This is a genomic window from Rhodococcus sp. OK302, assembly GCF_002245895.1.
In the GTDB taxonomy this organism is placed as follows: Bacteria; Actinomycetota; Actinomycetes; order Mycobacteriales; family Mycobacteriaceae; genus Rhodococcus_F.
In genome coordinates this window covers 5,668,319-5,686,587 of the sequence record NZ_NPJZ01000001.1, presented here as the reverse complement: position 1 = coordinate 5,686,587, position 18,269 = coordinate 5,668,319, and the positions used below count along the sequence as shown (strand labels likewise).

The window sequence follows — 18,269 nt, the reverse complement described above, 5'->3', positions numbered from 1 at the left end:
CTTCAGGCGTGATTCTCCCAGATGGGAGCCACTGAGTGCGTTGTCGGGTCAGTGCAGCGGTGATTTGTCGCTCTAATCGGGACCGGGAATCGTATCTACCGCCGAGTACCTGGATACTGGGGACGTGGCATCGAAGAAACCCCGCATTCTCGAAGACAACAAAGACATGGTCTGGTCTCTCGTACCGTTGGTGCTGTTCTGCATCATCATTGCGGGCATCGCCAGCCAGTGCACGTTCAGCCCGGGAGGCCCGACACAGGGGCCGATCCCGACCGTCGACATCGACGCGGCGCTGAACTACGACGCCAAGGAACTCGGCTTTCCGATCCGCAACCCGGGAACTCCGGGCGGATGGACACCCAATTCCGGTAGTCGCAAAGTGGTCACCGGTGACGGTGGCGGCGATTCCAGCACTGTGGGATTCATCACCACTGCCGGCAGCTACATCCAGCTGACGCAGAGCAACGCCGAAGAATTTCCCTTGGTGGCCTATGTCGCCGGCGGTCAGCGATTCGCGACCGGTGTCGAAGACGTCGACGGTCACACGTGGAACGTCTACGGCGGCGAGGGTGTCGAATCCATCTGGGTGACAGACATCGACGGCGTGCGCCTGCTGATCACCGGAGCGGCTCCGGCCGAGGACTTCACGACCTTGGCGCGCAGCGTCGGGCAAGCTCAGCCGCTCACACCGTAAATCGGGGCCGCAGGCGGGGTTACTCGTCTGCGGCGGAGAGTGCCGTCTCGACGCGGGCTCGCGCACCGGCCAAGTGCTCTTCGCAGCGCTTGGCCAGGGCTTCGCCGCGCTCCCACAACGACAGGGACGCATCGAGGTCCAAGCCGCCCTGCTCGAGGATCTTGACGACGCCCACGAGTTCGTCGCGGGCAGCCTCGTAGCCGAGTTCGTTGATGTCGATTTCGGCGGCGTTGTTGTCGGTGTTGCTCATTTTTCTCTTCCCATCACTGCGGCGCGCACGGCGCCGTCTGCAAGTCGAACTCGTATCTGTGTTCCGGGCGGCGCATCCTCGACTGAGCGCAACACTTCCGGATCGCCGTCGGCAACGATGCGCTGTACGACGGCATAGCCGCGGGCCAGCGTCGCGGCAGGACCGAGCGTCGTCAGTCGTGCCCGAAGGTGTTCGACGGTTCTGGCTTCGGAGTCGATCAACCGGGTGACATCGCGTCGGACTGCGCTCTGAAGTCGTTCGATCTCTTCGCCCCGGCGGTCGATGGCCAACAGCGGCGACGCCATGACCGGACGTGTCCGCAGTTGCTCGATGAGATTCGACTCTCGCCGGACCCAGCTCCGCAGGGCAGCAGCGCTGCGATCGCGGAGTTCGGAAACCAAGGCTGCTTCGGCAACTGCGTCGGGAACAACCCGCTTGGCAGCGTCGGTGGGGGTGGCTGCGCGTAGGTCGGCGACGTGGTCGCTCAACGGGCTGTCCGGCTCGTGTCCGATCGCACTGACGATGGGCGTCGTGCAGGCGACGATCGCACGGCACAGTGCCTCGTCGGAGAACGGAAGCAAATCTTCGACGCTTCCGCCGCCGCGCGCGAGGATGATGACATCAACTTCGGGGTTGGCGTCGAGATCCTTCAGGGCCTCGATGATCTGAGGCACTGCGGTCGGTCCTTGGACCGCGGTGTTGCGTACCGCAATCGCGACAGCCGGCCAGCGGCGCTGCGCGACCGATACGACGTCTTTCTCGGCTGCGCTGGCGCGTCCGGTGATCAAGCCGATGGTTCCGGGCAGGAACGGCAACGGACGCTTGAGCCGAGGATCGAACAGGCCCTCGGCGGCGAGTAGTGCGCGCAATCGTTCGATTCGGGCGAGCAGTTCACCGATGCCGACGGCCCGGATTTCGGTCACCCGCAACGAGACTGTGCCACGTCCGGTGTAGAACGAGAGCTTCCCGAACATCACGACCCGCGAACCCTCGGTCAGCGGGACCGGAGAATTGTGCAGCAGTTGCGGTGAGCAGGTGACGGACAACGACATGTCTGCCGACGGGTCTCGGAGAACCAGAAATGCAGTCCGGGTTCCGGGACGCGCATTGATCTGCGTGATCTGACCCTCGACCCAGATGCTCCCGAGTCGGTCGATCCAACCGGCGACCTTCGCGGAGACGGTACGGACAGGCCACGGCTGCTCCGGGGAACTGGCACCGGAACCGGCCGAACGTTGCGGTGTTGACGGACCCTGTGTGGAAGTCACTTTGCCTTGGCTGTGGTGATGCGGTTGGTCAACATGGTCTGGAACGGTGCACGTGCACGCGTTGCATTCTCGTAGTCGAGGAGCGCCGAGAGGTCGCCGACGCTCATCGCCTTGATGCGGGCTCGCAGTTGTGCGAGTGTCAGATTGGCGTAATCGAGTTCGGTGACGATTTCGGGTTCCGCACCTCCGGCCGTGGCCTCGGTGTCGGTATCTGCCTCTTCCGAAGGAGTCTCGTCGATGACACCGTCGAGGGTTTCGGCCGAGGGATCCACCGAGTAGAGCGCAAACCGGCCGGCGTTGGTCGACGCGGGAGCACTGTCCGGCGCAGTGCCGTTCGAGCGCGGGGTTGCTGCGTCCTCGTCGAAAACAGCCCATTCCGGCTGCTCGTCGTCGCCGGACCAGTTGATCAGGGCAAACGCCTGATCCCCTTTGATGGCCAGTGATGTGATCGACTGCTGGAGTCGCATGCTCGTTTGCAGCATCTGGCTGACGGCCGTCATCGGCAGAGCGACTGCGGTGGTCGGAAGCTTCTTGGCCTCTTCCAAAGCAGTGACGGCGAGTCCTGCGGCGACGCGCGCCACGAACGGGGGTCGAATCATTCTCACAGCTTGCCGCAAAGCACCGACAATCGGTAGCCGACTGGCCAGCGGTGTGAGCTGGTACCTATCCGAACCTTCGTCGAAGTGGTGTATATCGAAGGTGCAAGTAGGCTGGTCGCATGTCTTCTGCTGTTCCTCTCAATCTCGGTATCGCGCGCTCGACGGATTCGCCGTCAATTCGTAAGGGCCCCGGCAAGCGGGTCCTTCTGGCAGAGCCACGTGGCTACTGCGCCGGCGTCGACCGCGCGGTGGAGACCGTGGAAAAGGCGCTCGAGAAGCACGGCGCACCGATCTACGTGCGTAAGGAGATCGTTCACAATCGCCACGTCGTGGAGACGCTGGAAGATCAGGGCGTGATATTCGTCGACGAGACCGACGAGGTCCCCGAGGGTTCACTCCTCGTGTTCTCGGCGCACGGCGTATCGCCGGCCGTCCATGACTCCGCGGCCGAACGTAACCTCCGCACGATCGACGCGACCTGCCCGCTCGTCACCAAGGTTCACCAGGAAGCCAAGCGGTTCGCCCGTGACGATTACGACATCCTGCTTATCGGTCACGAAGGCCATGAAGAGGTCGAGGGCACTGCTGGTGAGGCACCCGATCACGTCACCATCGTCGACGGCCCCGACTCGGTCGATTCCGTCACGGTTCGTGATGAATCGAAGGTCATCTGGCTCTCCCAGACAACGTTGAGCGTCGACGAGACCATGCAGACAGTTGCGCGTCTGCGTGAGCGATTCCCCAACTTGCAGGATCCGCCGTCCGACGACATCTGCTACGCCACCCAGAACCGTCAGGTTGCGGTCAAGGCCATGGCACCCGAGTGCGATCTCGTGATCGTGGTCGGCTCACGCAACTCGTCCAACTCGGTGCGCCTCGTCGAGGTCGCCCTGGGTGCCGGCGCGAAAGCGTCGTACCTGGTGGATTACGCACGTGAAGTTGATCTGGCGTGGCTCGACGGCGTCGAGACGGTCGGCATCACGTCCGGTGCGTCGGTTCCCGAGGTGCTGGTTCGTGGAGTCATCGATCTCTTGGCCGAGCATGGCTTCAACGACGTACAGTCCGTGACCACTGCCAACGAAACTCTGGTGTTTGCGCTTCCCCGGGAGCTCAGGGCTTCACGCACGTCCTGAAACGACAACGCATGAAATAACAAACCCCGGAACTTTTCAGTTCCGGGGTTTGTCGTATCAAGTGGCAGTCAGCTCGGTGTCTCGTCGCGATCGCGGTATCGGACACGAGGTGCCGGGTAGGCCGGTAGGTCGGCCCCGACCGGGCGGCGACGTGGGGCGGCGGTACGTCTGAGTCTCCGGAGGCGAAGAACGGATCCATGCGTTCCTCGGAACGACGTTGGCCGGCATCGGGAACTCGACTGTTCGGAACACGGCCTTCTGGAACACGGCCTTCCGGAACCCGGCGTTCGCCGTACGACGGGTATTCGCGGCGTTCGCCGACTGGCTGAGCGCGAGGCTGGGCGTGGTTCGGGGGCTGGTAGCGAGCGTCGGCAGGAGCGGAATTACGACGCGGCAGCGGACGGTTGTATTCGGAATCACGAGGCACTGGCGGACGCTGCGAGGGACGCTCGGAGAGGCCACTGTGCGGCGCGTGGTCGCCGCTGCGTCGTCGTGGTTGCGGTGCTGCTGTGTCGGTTGCGGAGACCGGGGGCCGGTTCTGCTCGGCGTTGCGCCGGCGACGTTGCTGAGAATCAGGTGCGGGTTCGGGCACCGGGGCAGAGTCGGCTGCGGCGGAACCACGCGAGGTCGGCGACGGTGTTGCCGTGCGGCGGCTTCGAGTGGATCGAACGGGCCGCGTGGGTCGCTGATGCAAGAGGAAGTACCGGAACCCGCCGATCGCAAGAACTACGACGGTCGCACCCAACATGACCGGGAAGCGATTCACCAACGGCAATGCGACGTTGATTGCAATGTCTCGAAGCGCGGTGCTGTTGTCCTTGCCGATCAGTGTTTGCGCTAGCGGCACGAACACGAACATCAGCAGCGGAGGTTGAGCCATGGCGGTGAACAGCGAATTGTTCGCTGCGGCGATTACGGCAAAAACGCAACCGAGAAAGTAGAACGTCGAAAACGCCGAGGTCAGTTCTCCGCCGCCGCCGGACGCATCGATCAGAACGCCGACGGAGGTGAGACCAGCGGCGAGCAGAATTACTCCCCACCAAGGCAGGCCGGGGACTGTGACGATCAGAGATCGCTTGTCCAGCGGTACCCCGGAGCGAGCACGTTGGGTTGCAGACACACATTGACATTAGCCGCTCTCGCCGTGCGAGCCGTGTTTGTGCCGGTCGTGGCACCGCGATTGTTTGTCGGTGGCGTCCTCTAGCGTCACTGCCATGAAGATCTTGCACACGTCTGATTGGCACATAGGCCGCACTTTCCATGGTGTCGACTTGTTGGCTGATCAGGCCAGTGTGTTGAGCACGATTGCGGACTTCGTTCGTGAGCACAGCGTGGACGTCGTGGTCGTTCCCGGCGATATCTACGATCGGTCCATCCCGAGCTCCGACGCGGTCACGGTGTGCAATCGAGGGTTCGAGGCGATTCGTGACGCGGGTGCTGTCATCGTCGCCACATCCGGAAATCACGATTCGGCGGTGCGGTTGGGGGCTGGCGCGTCGTTCGCTGCTGCCGGCGGTTTGCATCTGATCACGAGGGTTGGTCAGGTCGATTCTCCGGTCGTCGTCGAGGACGAATTCGGGCCGGTCGTCTTCTACGGGATTCCGTATCTCGAGCCGGAGATCACGCGGGTTGAGTTGGACGTGCCGCGGGCACGTACGCACTCGGAGGTTCTCACTGCAGCTATGACGCGAGTGCGGTCAGATCTCGAGGTGCGACAGGAAAATGCTCCGGGCACTCGATCTGTGCTGCTTGCTCATGCATTTGTCGTAGGTGGTGAAGCGACGGGTGAGGAACGATCGATTTCGGTTGGCGGTGTCGAGACTGTGCTGGCCGGTGAGTTCGACGGTGTGGACTATGTCGCATTGGGTCACCTCCATTCGCCTCAGATGTTGACGGATCGAATCTGGTATTCGGGTTCACCGTTGCCGTACTCGTTCGGTGAACGCAGTCATGGCAAGGCCACGTTGTTGATCGAACTCGACGCGTCGGGGCTCGTGTCGGTTCGGCGTCTCGAGCTTCCTTCGGTTCGTGGGCTGCGCCAATTGACGGGCACTCTGGAAACGCTGCTCAGTTCCGCCGATCTTGCCGATGCCGAGGATTGCTACGTTTCGGCCGTGCTGACAGATCCGGTGCGGCCGATTGACGCTATGCGACTGCTACAGGGGCGTTTTCCTTTTGCCGTTCATCTCGAATGGCAGCGGCCCGAAGGTGATTCGGAACTCAAATACCGTGATGCAGTCCGAGGGCGCAGTGACATGGAGATTGCCCAGGGCTTTGTCACGGCTGTTCGGAGCGATCCCAGTGAGAGCGAGATCAAGCTGATGGAAGATGCTTTGAGCACGGCAGAGCGCGCCGACGAAGCGACAGCAGAGTTGGGTATGACGGCATGAGGCTCCACAAACTCGAGGTCACCGCGTTCGGTCCGTTTGCCGACACCATCGAGGTCGACTTCGACAAACTGGGGGCTGACGGCCTGTTCCTTCTCCACGGAGATACTGGCGCCGGCAAGACCACGGTTCTCGACGCCGTGGCGTTCGCTCTGTACGGCAGGGTGCCCGGTGCCCGAAATGAAGGCAAGCGTCTGCTCTCCGATCATGCGCCCGCAGGTTCGGTACCGCAGGTGTCACTCGAGGTGACCATCAGCGGACGGCGCCTGAAACTTGTTCGTAGTCCAGAGTTTTCGCGTCCGAAAAAGCGTGGCAGCGGATCGATCGTGGAAAATGCCAAGGCCACTTTGGAGTGGCTGGACGGCCGCGGCGAGAACCTTTCCCGCATTCCTGATATCGGCGACGAGGTCAATCGTCTGATGGGAATGAGCGCCGATCAATTCTTCCAGGTAGTCCTGCTACCGCAGGGGGAGTTCGCCAAGTTCCTGCGAGCGGAGAACGACGAGCGCGGCAAACTCCTCGAACGGCTCTTCGACACCAAGAAATTTGTGTCGGTGGAGGCTTGGTTCGACGAGAAAAAGAAGGCCAGCGCCACCGCACTGGCCAACAAAGAGCAGGCAGTTTCGTTGTTGCTCGCCAGGGTCGAGACGGCGGCGGGCCTCGAAGTGGGCGCCGAGGCGCATCCTCTCGAATGGTCACGCAAACTGCTCGCAGAGTCACGGGACGGCCGCGACGCAACCGTGGCCGAGATGGAAAGTGCGAAAGCTGCTGCGAAGCAAGCTAATCAGAATCTGCACGTCGCGGAGCGAACCGCCGACCTGGTGCGTCGGCGAGATCGGGCACTCCTGGATCTCAATGCAGTGAACGCTGGTGCCGCAGATCTGGCATTGGTTACCGGAGAACTCGCTACCGCAAAATTGGCGCAGCCCGTGGCTGCTATCGCCCAAGATGCGGAATCGGCGCAGGCGGCGGTGGCGTCGGCTCTCGTCGCAGTCGAGAGCGTGGTGTCGAACTACTCGGCACGAGGTGGTCCAGACCTTTTCGCTGGTGGAGTGTGGCCGCCGCTGGAGGATGAGCGCGAGCAGGTAGCGGCGCAGGTTCGAGCGTGGCGAGACGAGATCGTGCGGCTCGACTCCGTAGTCGAGGAATCACGCAACGCAGATGCGGCGGAGTCGGAGACTCGCACGCTGTCAGTGCGACACGCGGCGTTGACTGTACGGACCGGAGAGATTGTGCGTGAGCGGGCTCAGTTACCCGATCAGTTGCGCACTGTCGCAAGTGAACTCGATGCTGCGCAACGAGCTGAAGCATCGTTGTCCGGACTCGAATTGGCACGGGCCGCGGCAACGGATTCAGCGACGGCGGCACATGAACTACGCGTCGTGCGTAAGCAAGCCGAGGCGGTCCGCGTCAAGGTGCTCGACGCCCGTGAGGTTCATCAGGAAGCGCGCGGGCGTTGGCTTGACCGTGTGCAGACGCGCATCGAGGGTATGGCCGCAGAGTTGGCAAGTTCGCTCCAGCCCGGCGACGCCTGCCAGGTGTGCGGCTCGCCGGAGCATCCGGCTCTCGCTCAACCAGCAACCGACAGTGCGACCGAGGCAGATGTCGAGAAGGCAGCAGTCCGCGAACGCGCAGCAGAATCGGCGTTGAGCGCTGTTGTGGAGCAGGAGAGCGCGCTTGCGTTGGAAATCGACCGACTGATCGCTCGCGGCGGCGAGGGTGATCTCGAGGAACTTGATCGGCTGCGTGCCGAGGCACAGTCAGCACTCGATACCGCGAATTCCAAGGCCAGTCAGGTGGGGGAGTTGGTTTCGCGTCTGGCGGTGCTGAACGGTCGCGACACCGAACTCGAGCAGGAATCTGCAACGGTGTCGACAGAATCGGCGACAGTCGCCGAGCGAATCTCCGCACTCACGATTCGTGCCCAGGAGATTCGCACCGCGATTGTTGCTGCCGCCGGCGAGGATTCAAGCGTTGCTGTCCGACGAGCCCGATTCGAGGCACTGGCTTCGGCTGCTTCGGCGGCGTCGGACGCCCGGGAAGATGCGACGAGGGCGCAGACTCGGGCTGTCGAACTGTCGGCCAAACTGAGTGATGCCGCGGCGGCAGCAGGCTTCGACACTGTTCCGTCGGCACTCGACGCTGTCCGAACGTCCGCACGGATCGCCGCGATGGAGGCAGAGGTCGGCAAGGCCCGCGACCGCGAGGTTGCTGCACGTACAGTCTTGAACGACCCCGACGTCGCTGCGGTGCAGGACGTTACAACCGTGGACGTCGACGGACCCAAGCAAGTTGCAACAGAACGAGGCGAGGCCGTCGATACTGCTGTAGCCGCAGCGTCTTTGGCCGCGAATCGTGTTGCAGACCTCGAACGGTTTACCGCTCAACTCGAGAATGCCTACGAGGCAGTAGCGCCGCATCGGGCGCTTCACGACGAATTGGCGGCGCTCGCCGACGTGATCGCAGGCAAGGGGCAGAACAACCGGAAGATGTCCTTGCGGTCGTACGTGCTCGCGTCGAGGCTCGAGGAAGTTGCATTGTCGGCTTCGGTTCGCCTGCAACGGATGTCCGGTGGGCGCTACGAGTTCGTCCACAGCGACGAAGCTGGATCACGAGGTCGCCGCGGTGGCCTGGGGCTCGACATCCGCGACGATTTCACCGGCGTCGTAAGGTCGGCGAAGACGCTCTCCGGTGGTGAGTCCTTCTTGGCTTCACTGTCTTTGGCGCTGGGTCTTGCCGATGTCGTGGCCGCAGAATCGGGTGGAGTTGTTCTGGACACCATGTTCATCGACGAGGGCTTCGGCACGCTCGACGCCGACACCCTAGATTCTGTGATGGGCGTTCTGGACGAGCTTCGTGACGGCGGCCGAGTCGTCGGAATTGTGAGCCACGTCGACGAGATGCGGCAGCGGATCCCGAGTCGCCTGCACGTCATTCGGGGACGGGCAGGCTCCTCGGTGGAAGTGATCGCCGGCTGATCAGGCCTTTTGGCCCTCCGGAAGTGCGTCGTTCTCATCCACGACGATGTTCGGCGTATCGCTCTCGGACACCGGTTCGTTGTCGATGGTCTGCAGGTCGATCTGCTCACCGATGTAGCGGATCACCACTGCGGTGACAGCTGCGACGGGTACTGCCAGGAATGCGCCCACAATTCCGTAGAGGGAACTGCCGGCGGCAACTGCGAGCAGGACGATCACCGCATGCAGTTTCATGGACTTGCTCTGCAAAACCGGCTGCAGAACATTTCCTTCGATCTGCTGCACCAGCAAGATGAGGGCGAGCACGATCATTGCCGTGGTGAATCCGTTGGCCACCAAGGCAACCAAGACTGCCAGTGCTCCGGCGACAAATGCGCCGACGATCGGGATGAAGCCGCCGATGAACGTGAGAATAGCGAGTACGGGTGCCAGGGGGACGCCGAGGATCAACAGTCCGGCCCCGATGAATACCGCGTCGATCAAACTCACCAGAGCCTGCGTGCGGATGAATCCGCCGAGGGTGTCCCACATCCGTACGAGGACTTCTTCGAGATGACGGCCGGCCTTTCCGCCGCTCACCGAATGCAGCCATGGGATGAAGCGGGGGCCGTCCTTGATGAAGAAGAACGACAAGATCAGCACGAGGCCGAGTGTCACGAGAAGGGAACTCGCGGTGCTCACTCCACTGAATACGCCGGAGGCAATCGCTGTTCCACTCTCCTGGACCTTCGCGATGACTGAATGGACGGCATTGTCGATCTGATCGTCTTGCAAGTTCAGGGGTGGGCCTTGTAGCCAGTCCTGAACTTGATTGATGCCTTGAGTGGTCTTGTTCGCGAGCTCAGGGGCTTGGCTGACCACCGAAGGAACGATTCCGGCGATCACGCCGGCGAGTACTCCGATGGAGAGAACCAAGGTGATGCTGGCTGCTGCGGCGGGAGGCATACCGCGTTTGATCATTCCGCGGGTGGGCGGCCACATGACCGTCGCCAACACTATGGCCAGGGCGATAGGCAAGATGATCACCCAGAGCCGTGCGATCAGCCAACCGAAGATCCATGCACCCACTGCGATCGCAGCCAGTACCAGCGACCATTTGGCCAGCCACATTCCGCCTTGCCCGATGATTTCGCCACGGTCACGCTTTCGCGCTGGGGTGGGCCCGGTTGCCGCGTTGTCTTGCTCGCTCACTGATCGTCCTTTCGGTCGGCGCAGGGTTCTCCTTGCCGATGTGAATCCGGTGATCTCGCTCGACTGATCGTATCGACTGGGAGAAGTTGCGTAAGCAGGCACGATTGCGACATGCATTTCGGTACTTGTGACACCGGTACGCGACTAACATTTCTGTTATGAAAATCGCAGCAGCAGTTATGGCAGCCGCAATTGTTGTTCTCGGGCTGAGTGCATGCAGTACCGAGAGCAAGGACGACGCCCAGAACCAGGTCAACAACGCTCTGACCAGCGGGCAACAAGCGTTGGAGAGTGCAAAGGGGTCGGCAGGTTCTGCATTGGAGAGCGCCAAGCAGTCAGCCGGTACTGCAATCGATCAGGGCAAGTCAGCTCTGTTCGTTGCGACTTTCCGAGGCGCGTATGCGCCGTTGGCGGCCGATCGTGATGACGCGGACATCGAAAAAATCCTGACGACGACCTGCACTGAAGTCGCGAAGGGGACTGACAAGGAGGCTGTGGAGAAGGAGATCATCACACTCGCCGAGAACAACGGCACGGCTCCGACGCAGGAACAGGCAGGCCACATTTACGAATTGGCGAAGGCCGCTTGCCCCTGAACCGTGTCATGAAACGGGGTGTGGTCAGCAGCAGCGGGCGCCGGGGTTGGCGTCCGCTGCCGCGTGACGTCGACGCCAGAATTCTCGTTCGCTCATAACCGGAGCATCAGCGTGGTGGCGGCGTGCGTGTTCGACGTATCGTTCGTAGTCCAAATCGCCCATCACCGAGCGCACCCACCACAGGACACCGCGCAACCCCGCAACGATCTTGTTTGTCATGGTCAGTGACCACCTCCGTGTGCTGCGCCGGGTGCCCTCACTTTGCCGGCCTTGATCAGTTCGTCCCACTCTTTCTGCACGGTTTTTTCGGCTGGGGTCGTGAGGAATCCGGCGGGACCGAATATCTTGGAGGGCTCCTCCGGCGATTCGGTTGTGGGCAAGCCGCCGGCGTGGAAAGCCTTGATACACACGATGAGTCCGGCGATCACGACGATGAGTACGAGGACAGCGAACGTGATCGACAGTGTTCCCTGAATAAATGTGTTTCGAATGACGGCGTCGATGGCTTCAGGCGTCTTGGCGGATCCGAACGAGGTCTTTCCAGCCTCTTTCGCGTCCTTGAATGCATTGTGTTGTGCCCAGTAGCCGATGGATGTATTCGAGGAGAAGATTTTCTGCCACGACGCGGTCATGGTTACCAGCAGATCCCAGAACAACGGCACTGCCGGAATCCACGCCCATTTGAACAATCCCTTTTTCATCACGACCGCCAATACGACGGTCAGTGCCATTGCTGCGAGAAGTTGGTTGGCGATGCCGAACAGCGGGAAAAGCGTGTTGATGCCGCCGAGTGGATCGGTAACTCCCATCAGCAGAATCGCTCCCCAGGCAGCAACGACGATCAGGGAACAGAGCCACGCGCCGATGCGCCACGACGGGTCCTTGAACTTCTTGGCGGGACCACCGAAGTTGCCGAGTGAATCCGAGAGCATGAATCGGGCGACGCGGGTACCGGCGTCGATCGTCGTGAGAATGAACAAGGCCTCGAACATGATCGCGAAGTGGTACCAGAACGATTTGAGTGAGGAACCGCCGAAGACATCGCTGAGGACTTGGGACATACCCAAAGCGAGAGTCGGTGCGCCGCCGGTACGCGAGATGATGGAGTGTTCACCCACGTCGGCGGCGGCTTGGCTCAGGACGTCGGGGGATATAGGGCCGCTCGAAAGGTTGAGGCTGTTGACGTAGTCGGCTGCAGTTTCCGGTGTTCCGCCCGTCAGAGCAGCCGGAGCATTGAGGGCGAAGTACAGATGCTGATCAAGAATGCAGGCGGTGACAAGAGCCATGATCGCCACGAAGGATTCGGTGAGCATGCCTCCGTACCCGATCATCTTGGTCTGGCTTTCCTTCTCCAACAGCTTGGGAGTGGTTCCCGACGCGATGAGTGCGTGAAAGCCGGACAGAGCTCCGCAGGCGATGGTGATGAACAGGAACGGGAACAGTGAACCTGCGAAGGCCGGACCGTTTCCTTCTGTTGCGAAGGGCGTTACCGCCGGCATGTTCAGGAGAGGACGGGCGACAAGAATTCCGATGGCCAGCAGCGCAATCGTGCCGACCTTCATGAACGTCGACAGATAGTCGCGCGGTGCGAGGAGCAGCCAGACGGGTAGGACCGACGCGGCGAATCCGTACGCGATCAGCATCCAGGCGATGACTACCGGGGAAAACGTGAACCAGTTGACGCCCCACTCGGTATCGGCGACCCAGCCGCCCGAAATGATGGCGAAGAGCAGCAGGACAACGCCGATCAAGGAAACTTCCGATACTTTTCCGGGGCGGAGGTAGCGGAGGTAGACGCCCATGAACAGGGCAATCGGAATGGTCAAGGCGATGGAGAAGATGCCCCAGGGGCTTTCGGCCAGCGCGTTGACAACAACAAGTCCGAGCACCGCGATGAGGATGATCATGATGACGAAGACGCCGATCAATGCGGCGACTCCACCGACGAGGCCCAGTTCTTCGCGGGCCATCTGGCCGAGACTGCGTCCGCGCCTCTTCGATGAAATCCACAGAACCAGAAAATCTTGCACAGCCCCGGCGAAGACGACGCCGATGATGATCCACAGTGTTCCGGGGAGGTAGCCCATTTGAGCGGCGAGGACTGGGCCGACCAGCGGGCCGGCGCCCGCAATTGCAGCGAAGTGATGGCCGAACAGAACTCGTCGGTCGGTCGGCATGTAGTCCGTGCCGTTTTCCATGATCTCGGCGGGGGTGGCGATGTCGTCGCGAGGTTTGACGATTTTGCGTTCGATCAACCGCGCATAGAACCGGTAGGCGATGAGGTAGGTGCAGATCGCGGCCAATACGAACCAGACGGCGCTGATGTGCTCGCCGCGCACGATCGCGATCACGTACCAGGCGACGCCGCCCACCAGTCCGAGTATCAGGAACACGACGCGTGCGGTCGGTGAGATGGGGGTGCGATCCACTACGCCGACGGGTGGCAGGTCAGGATCTGTTTTCAGGTACTCGATATTGGGCTCGGGTGCTGCTTTCAGACTCATCGACGAACTCCGTCCAGTCGCACATGTGTGTCCTGCATCACTGCGGTGCACTTGTCACTGTAAGACTCGGAGCGATTGTCCGCAGGTCAGAAACGAAGCGAGTCGGCATCGATCCAATCTGTGAGCCAACTCTGTGGTGGAGACTCGAGAAGTTCGGCCGGCATCAGCCATTCGTAGAGTTCGGCGTAGGTGCGTGTTGTCAGGCCGTCGACGCGGCGGTTGAGCATCGACGGTTGTAGTTCGTCGAAGGATTCGAGTCCCATGGACGCGATCATCTGACTCGCGCTTGCGACTGTCGCCTTCTGGAATCGGTACACACGCTCTGTCTTGTCCGGGACGTCAAGTGCGCGTGTGCGCGCCGGGTCCTGGGTTGTTACCCCGACAGGGCAGCGATTGGTATGGCACATCTGAGCTTGAATGCAGCCGACCGCAAACATCATTGCGCGAGCCGCCATGGTGAAATCTGCGCCTTGCATGATGCGTTTGACTATGTCGGAACCGCTGGCAACCTTGCCCGACGCTCCCACCTTCACCTGGTCACGTAATCCGGTGCCCACCAAAGCGTTGTGGACGAGCATCAGGCCTTCGGTGAGCGGCATACCCATGTGATCCTCGAACTCGACCGGCCCTGCGCCGGTGCCGCCCTCGGAGCCGTCGACGATGATGAAGTCGGGAGTGATGCCGCGTTCGATCATGGCCTTGCAGATACCCAGGAATTCGCGACGCGATCCGATACACAGCTTCATGCCGACAGGCTTGCCGCCGGAGAGCCGGCGCAATGTGGCTATGAACTCGACCAGTTCGACAGGCGTCAAAAATGCGGTATGCGCTGGTGGTGATATCACCGTCTTTCCGACGGGAACCCCTCGGGTTTCGGCGATTTCGTGCGAAACCTTCGCTCCGGGAAGGACTCCGCCGAGTCCAGGTTTGGCGCCCTGCGAAAGCTTGATCGAGATGGCTTTGACCTGATCGGATGTTGCGTGTTGGGCGAACTTGTCGGGATCGAAGGTGCCGTTGTCGGATCTGCAACCGAAGTAGCCGGAGGCAATTTCCCAGATCAGATCGCCGCCATGCTTGCGGTGGTACGGGCTGATGGCGCCCTCGCCGGTGTCGTGGGCGAATCCGCCGCGTGCCGCACCCGCATTGAGCGCTTCGATTGCATTGGCGGACAACGAACCGAAGCTCATTGCCGACACGTTGAGCAGGGCGATGTCGTAGGGCTTGGTGCAATCACGTCCGCCCAGACGGACACGCGGAATTGTGTCGGGAGCGGTGTGCGCTCGGAGCGAATGAATCATGAACTCGTAGCCGACGGCGTTGACGTCGCGCTCGGTGCCAAACGGTTCTTCGGCGAGAGTCCCCTTGGCGCGCTCGTACACCAGATCGCGTGTCTCCCGATCGAAAGGAGTTCCGTCGGTGGACGATTCGATGAAGTACTGCTGAATTTCGGGTCGGATTTTCTCCAGGAGGAACCGTGCGTGGCCGAGAATCGGGTAGTTCCGCAAAATGCTGTGTCGGCGTTGCAGTACGTCGTAAGTCCCGACGCCGGCCAAAGCGAGCAGCGGAACTCCGATCACCCACCATCCGGGCGAGACAAACACTCCGAGCATCGCGGCACCGAGGCCGAGCGCCCACATTACGAACACGATCAGCAGTCGAGTCACTCCGCGAGCCTAGGCGCACACTCCGACACACACCGGCCAAGTTCTAGGATCACAACCATGAGCGCAACCAGATGGCAGTCCGAGCGTTCCGAATCCGATTCCCGCGAATACATCGAGCGTTTCGACAATCTGGCGCAGCAGGGCGCGGATCTGCATGGAGAGGCCCGGTTTGTCGACGCGGTAGTGGCTAGGGGCTCGCGAATCCTGGACGCGGGTTGCGGGACGGGGCGCGTCGGACTCGAACTCGCGCGGCGCGGGCACCTGGTGACGTCCGTCGACCTCGATCCCGTCTTGATCGCCGAGGCTCGCACGCATCCCGAACTCGACGTGCATCTCGGTGATCTCGCGGAACTCGATCTGGGTAAGAAGTTCGACGCCGTCGTCGCAGCCGGAAATGTATTTATCTTTCTGGCACGCGGTACCGAGCAAACCGTCCTGCGCAGGCTGGCAGATCACCTCGAACCGGGCGGCGTACTGATCACAGGCTTCGCGACGGACTACGACTACGGCGTCGAAAACTTCGACTCGGACCTCGCTGCCGTCGGGTTGCGCGTCGAGCAGCGGTTCTCGACGTGGGATCTGCGTCAGTGGCGCGCCGACGCGACCTGGGTTGTCACTCTCGCCCGCAAGAATTAGGCCCGACTGTCCGTTAGGTTCTCAGGAACAGTGTTCGAACCTATCTATGGGGTACCGATGACAGATCCACAAGATCCGAAGAATTCCTACGAGGCAGCGCCTCCGTACAACCAGTACGGGGCAGCACCGCAGGCTCCCAGCGCCGAGCAGTACCCGAGCGGTCAATACACAGCTCCGCAGCAATACAGTGCGGCGCCGACGTACGCGGCCCCGCAGTACGGTCCGCCGAAGTCGAATGCAGGCTGGGCTGTCGCGTCGATCATCTTCTTCTGGCCGGTGGCGTTCGCCGCCTTCAACCACCTGCACGACATCTACCCCAAGTGGGCGATGGGTGATCATCAGGGCGCGCAGTACGCGTCGGATCGTGTGAAGAAGCTCGGCCAGATCTCGCTCGGAATTTTTGTGGGTCTGATTGTTTTGTACTTCATCTTCATCATCGTGATTTTCGCCGTGGCGGGCAGTTCGATCGACAACACGTACTGAGGTGGGCCGAGGCGGTTGCCCTGAAACTCAGGGCGACTGCCTCGTGCAATGGCGGCACGCCGTAGAATCCACAGATCGTGAGCCTTACCCTCGGAATCGTCGGACTGCCCAACGTCGGCAAGTCCACCCTCTTCAATGCACTGACCAACAACGACGTGTTGGCTGCGAACTACCCGTTCGCAACCATCGAACCGAACGTCGGCCTGGTCGAGTTGCCTGATCCGCGGCTGCAGAAGCTCGCCGAGATCTTCGGTTCCGAGCGCATTCTGCCTGCGACGGTGTCCTTCGTCGACATCGCCGGCATCGTGAAGGGCGCTTCCGAAGGTGCCGGTCTGGGCAACAAGTTCCTCGCCAACATTCGTGAAGCCGACGCAATCTGCCAGGTAGTTCGCGTCTTCGCCGACGACGATGTCATCCACGTCGACGGCAAGGTCGATCCGGCTTCGGACATCGAGGTCATCGAGACCGAACTCGTGATCGCGGACATGCAGACCTTGGAAAAGGCGCTCCCGCGTCTGGACAAGGAAGCGCGCAAGAACAAGGAATTCAAGCCTGCCTACGAAGAGGCTCTCAAGGCTCAGGAATTCCTCAACGCCGGTACGACGCTCTTCAGCGTCAAGGACAAGCTCGACTTCGCGCTTCTGCGTGAACTGAGCCTGCTCACTACCAAGCCTTTCCTCTACGTCTTCAACGCCGACGAGTCAGTGCTCACCGACGCCGCGAAGATCGCCGAGTTGCGCGCTTCCGTCGCACCGGCCGACGCCGTATTCCTCGACGCGAAGGTCGAGCAGGAACTCCTCGAACTCGACGAGGAAGACCGCCAGGAAATGCTCGACTCCATCGGTCAGACCGAGCCCGGTCTGTACGCGCTCGCTCGCACCGGTTTCCACACCCTCGGCTTGCAGACCTACCTGACGGCTGGTCCGAAGGAAACTCGCGCCTGGACCATCCACAAGGGGGACACCGCGCCTCAGGCTGCCGGCGTCATCCACACCGACTTCGAGCGCGGCTTCATCAAGGCTGAAATCGTGTCCTTCGACGATCTCGTCGAGGCTGGTTCCATGGCCGCAGCCAAGGCTGCCGGCAAGGTCCGCATTGAGGGCAAGGACTACATCATGGTTGACGGCGATGTAGTGGAGTTCCGCTTCAACGTTTAGAATCCCTGTTCAGAGGGTCTTTCCTGGCTCTCCGTCCGCAGTGGGTCCGCAACGATGGCCGACCGAGTTCTGATGCCAAGGGGGCCGTTCTCGTCAGGGAACAGCCAGGCATGCGGTTGCTGCCAACGAACTGACGCGCATGTTCCGCCAAGATCTCGAGCAGCCTGTCGGGGGTGATGCGCTCGGTCGGATCCTCGGCGAGCATCTTGTCTCGTTTGGCGGCACGTAGAACTGAGCGAGCATTCTGGAACCGTGTCTTGATCGTGCTTGGCTGCAGGGGGACATGCCAGCGCACGACGGGCCGATCACGTTTGGGGAGCGCTGGCACACACGACGGATGGCCCCCACCCTCACAGGTGGGGGCCATCCGTCGTCTATAGAACAGGGCGATGCTCGTAGGCGTTCAACCCTGCATGGACGAAACATGCGATCTCACGCGTGGGAGCCGCGCGAAAGCCGCCTCGCGCGTCGGTCAGCTAGCGGAACTCAGTGAACGGGCGATGACACTGGCGACGCCGACCACGACGAGACTTCCGAAAGCCCAGCTGGCAAATCCGGCAATGTTCTCGGCCAGCGTGAAATCGGGGGACGAACCCATATCTAACTCCTTCAAGTGGTAATGGATGTGCAGCGATATCGGCTGGATGCCGAAGAAACGACAGTCCCGGGCGCCTCACTCGCGCCTCGTTGAGTGGAGCGTCCGGCGCGACCAGGCCAGACGGTACTCGC

General features: G+C 61.6%; 17 protein-coding genes. 8 read left to right on the top strand and 9 right to left on the bottom strand.

Going from position 1 to position 18,269, the window contains the following annotated elements:
• Positions 1-124: 124 nt before the first annotated feature.
• Complete coding sequence (locus BDB13_RS25940; protein ID WP_094274318.1) at positions 125-694, top strand: DUF4245 domain-containing protein; 570 nt, start codon at positions 125-127, stop codon at positions 692-694.
• Positions 695-713: 19 nt separating this feature from the next.
• On the opposite strand, the gene BDB13_RS25935 is transcribed toward BDB13_RS25940, so the two are convergent.
• From BDB13_RS25935 to BDB13_RS25925, 3 genes are read right to left on the bottom strand one after another with little or no spacing between them, the layout of a single operon-like run.
• Positions 714-944 carry an exodeoxyribonuclease VII small subunit gene (locus tag BDB13_RS25935; protein WP_094274317.1) on the bottom strand — a complete coding sequence of 77 codons (231 nt, stop codon included), beginning with the start codon at positions 942-944 and terminating at the stop codon, positions 714-716.
• Positions 941-2,212: an exodeoxyribonuclease VII large subunit gene (xseA, locus tag BDB13_RS25930; RefSeq protein WP_094274316.1), complete on the bottom strand. Its 1,272-nt coding sequence runs from the start codon at positions 2,210-2,212 to the stop codon at positions 941-943. The genes BDB13_RS25935 and xseA overlap by 4 nt, the downstream gene beginning before the upstream one ends.
• Positions 2,209-2,811, bottom strand: coding sequence for a lipid droplet-associated protein (locus BDB13_RS25925; protein ID WP_141210695.1), 603 nt, complete (start codon positions 2,809-2,811; stop codon positions 2,209-2,211). The genes xseA and BDB13_RS25925 overlap by 4 nt, the downstream gene beginning before the upstream one ends.
• A gap of 119 nt (positions 2,812-2,930) precedes the next feature.
• Here BDB13_RS25925 and BDB13_RS25920 point away from each other — a divergent pair, with 119 nt between their 5' ends.
• On the top strand, positions 2,931-3,944 hold the full coding sequence (locus tag BDB13_RS25920; protein WP_094274314.1) for a 4-hydroxy-3-methylbut-2-enyl diphosphate reductase: 1,014 nt from the start codon (positions 2,931-2,933) through the stop codon (positions 3,942-3,944).
• On the opposite strand, the gene BDB13_RS25915 is transcribed toward BDB13_RS25920, so the two are convergent.
• Positions 3,922-5,064 carry a DUF6542 domain-containing protein gene (locus tag BDB13_RS25915; protein WP_254922957.1) on the bottom strand — a complete coding sequence of 381 codons (1,143 nt, stop codon included), beginning with the start codon at positions 5,062-5,064 and terminating at the stop codon, positions 3,922-3,924. The genes BDB13_RS25920 and BDB13_RS25915 overlap by 23 nt on opposite strands.
• A 94-nt stretch (positions 5,065-5,158) precedes the next feature.
• Here BDB13_RS25915 and BDB13_RS25910 point away from each other — a divergent pair, with 94 nt between their 5' ends.
• Both BDB13_RS25910 and BDB13_RS25905 read left to right on the top strand, forming a co-directional pair.
• On the top strand, positions 5,159-6,334 hold the full coding sequence (locus BDB13_RS25910) for an exonuclease SbcCD subunit D (RefSeq protein ID WP_094274313.1): 1,176 nt from the start codon (positions 5,159-5,161) through the stop codon (positions 6,332-6,334).
• A complete protein-coding gene (locus tag BDB13_RS25905; protein ID WP_094274312.1) occupies positions 6,331-9,309 on the top strand; it encodes an AAA family ATPase in 2,979 nt (992 codons plus the stop codon). Before BDB13_RS25910 ends, BDB13_RS25905 begins: the two co-directional genes overlap by 4 nt.
• Here BDB13_RS25905 and BDB13_RS25900 read toward each other — a convergent pair whose 3' ends face one another.
• Entirely contained in the window at positions 9,310-10,500 is a 1,191-nt protein-coding gene (locus tag BDB13_RS25900) for an AI-2E family transporter (RefSeq protein ID WP_254922956.1), read from the bottom strand.
• 158 nt (positions 10,501-10,658) lie between these two features.
• Between BDB13_RS25900 and BDB13_RS25895 the strand changes: the two genes are divergently transcribed.
• Positions 10,659-11,096 (top strand): hypothetical protein, encoded by a 438-nt coding sequence (locus BDB13_RS25895; protein ID WP_094274310.1) that lies wholly within the window; start codon positions 10,659-10,661, stop codon positions 11,094-11,096.
• Between the two features lie 24 nt (positions 11,097-11,120).
• Here BDB13_RS25895 and BDB13_RS25890 read toward each other — a convergent pair whose 3' ends face one another.
• From BDB13_RS25890 to BDB13_RS25880, 3 genes are all read right to left on the bottom strand, one after another.
• On the bottom strand, positions 11,121-11,315 hold the full coding sequence (locus BDB13_RS25890) for a YbdD/YjiX family protein (RefSeq protein WP_169632362.1): 195 nt from the start codon (positions 11,313-11,315) through the stop codon (positions 11,121-11,123).
• A gap of 2 nt (positions 11,316-11,317) precedes the next feature.
• The gene (locus BDB13_RS25885) at positions 11,318-13,600 is read right to left on the bottom strand and encodes a carbon starvation CstA family protein (RefSeq protein WP_094274309.1); all 2,283 of its coding nucleotides are present in this window, start codon (positions 13,598-13,600) and stop codon (positions 11,318-11,320) included.
• 86 nt (positions 13,601-13,686) lie between these two features.
• Entirely contained in the window at positions 13,687-15,264 is a 1,578-nt protein-coding gene (locus tag BDB13_RS25880; RefSeq protein ID WP_094274308.1) for an FMN-binding glutamate synthase family protein, read from the bottom strand.
• A gap of 57 nt (positions 15,265-15,321) precedes the next feature.
• Between BDB13_RS25880 and BDB13_RS25875 the strand changes: the two genes are divergently transcribed.
• The 3 genes from BDB13_RS25875 (at position 15,322) to ychF (ending at position 17,540) form a co-directional block, all read left to right on the top strand.
• Positions 15,322-15,900 (top strand): class I SAM-dependent methyltransferase, encoded by a 579-nt coding sequence (locus BDB13_RS25875; RefSeq protein WP_094274307.1) that lies wholly within the window; start codon positions 15,322-15,324, stop codon positions 15,898-15,900.
• Positions 15,901-15,957: 57 nt separating this feature from the next.
• Positions 15,958-16,383, top strand: a complete 426-nt coding sequence (locus tag BDB13_RS25870; protein ID WP_094274306.1) for a CD225/dispanin family protein — start codon at positions 15,958-15,960, stop codon at positions 16,381-16,383.
• A gap of 77 nt (positions 16,384-16,460) precedes the next feature.
• On the top strand, positions 16,461-17,540 hold the full coding sequence (gene ychF, locus BDB13_RS25865) for a redox-regulated ATPase YchF (RefSeq protein ID WP_094274305.1): 1,080 nt from the start codon (positions 16,461-16,463) through the stop codon (positions 17,538-17,540).
• A 472-nt stretch (positions 17,541-18,012) separates the two neighbouring features.
• On the opposite strand, the gene BDB13_RS33150 is transcribed toward ychF, so the two are convergent.
• Positions 18,013-18,138, bottom strand: coding sequence for a hypothetical protein (locus BDB13_RS33150; RefSeq protein WP_254922955.1), 126 nt, complete (start codon positions 18,136-18,138; stop codon positions 18,013-18,015).
• Positions 18,139-18,269: the final 131 nt, after the last annotated feature.

Coding starts and splice junctions, on each gene's coding strand:
- BDB13_RS25935 (WP_094274317.1), bottom strand. CDS start 944: ATGAGCAACACCGACAACAACGCCGCCGAAATCGACATCAACGAACTC.
- BDB13_RS25925 (WP_141210695.1), bottom strand. CDS start 2,811: ATGATTCGACCCCCGTTCGTGGCGCGCGTCGCCGCAGGACTCGCCGTC.
- BDB13_RS25920 (WP_094274314.1), top strand. CDS start 2,931: ATGTCTTCTGCTGTTCCTCTCAATCTCGGTATCGCGCGCTCGACGGAT.
- BDB13_RS25910 (WP_094274313.1), top strand. CDS start 5,159: ATGAAGATCTTGCACACGTCTGATTGGCACATAGGCCGCACTTTCCAT.
- BDB13_RS25905 (WP_094274312.1), top strand. CDS start 6,331: ATGAGGCTCCACAAACTCGAGGTCACCGCGTTCGGTCCGTTTGCCGAC.
- BDB13_RS25895 (WP_094274310.1), top strand. CDS start 10,659: ATGAAAATCGCAGCAGCAGTTATGGCAGCCGCAATTGTTGTTCTCGGG.
- BDB13_RS25890 (WP_169632362.1), bottom strand. CDS start 11,315: ATGACAAACAAGATCGTTGCGGGGTTGCGCGGTGTCCTGTGGTGGGTG.
- BDB13_RS25885 (WP_094274309.1), bottom strand. CDS start 13,600: ATGAGTCTGAAAGCAGCACCCGAGCCCAATATCGAGTACCTGAAAACA.
- BDB13_RS25875 (WP_094274307.1), top strand. CDS start 15,322: ATGAGCGCAACCAGATGGCAGTCCGAGCGTTCCGAATCCGATTCCCGC.
- BDB13_RS25870 (WP_094274306.1), top strand. CDS start 15,958: ATGACAGATCCACAAGATCCGAAGAATTCCTACGAGGCAGCGCCTCCG.
- BDB13_RS33150 (WP_254922955.1), bottom strand. CDS start 18,138: ATGGGTTCGTCCCCCGATTTCACGCTGGCCGAGAACATTGCCGGATTT.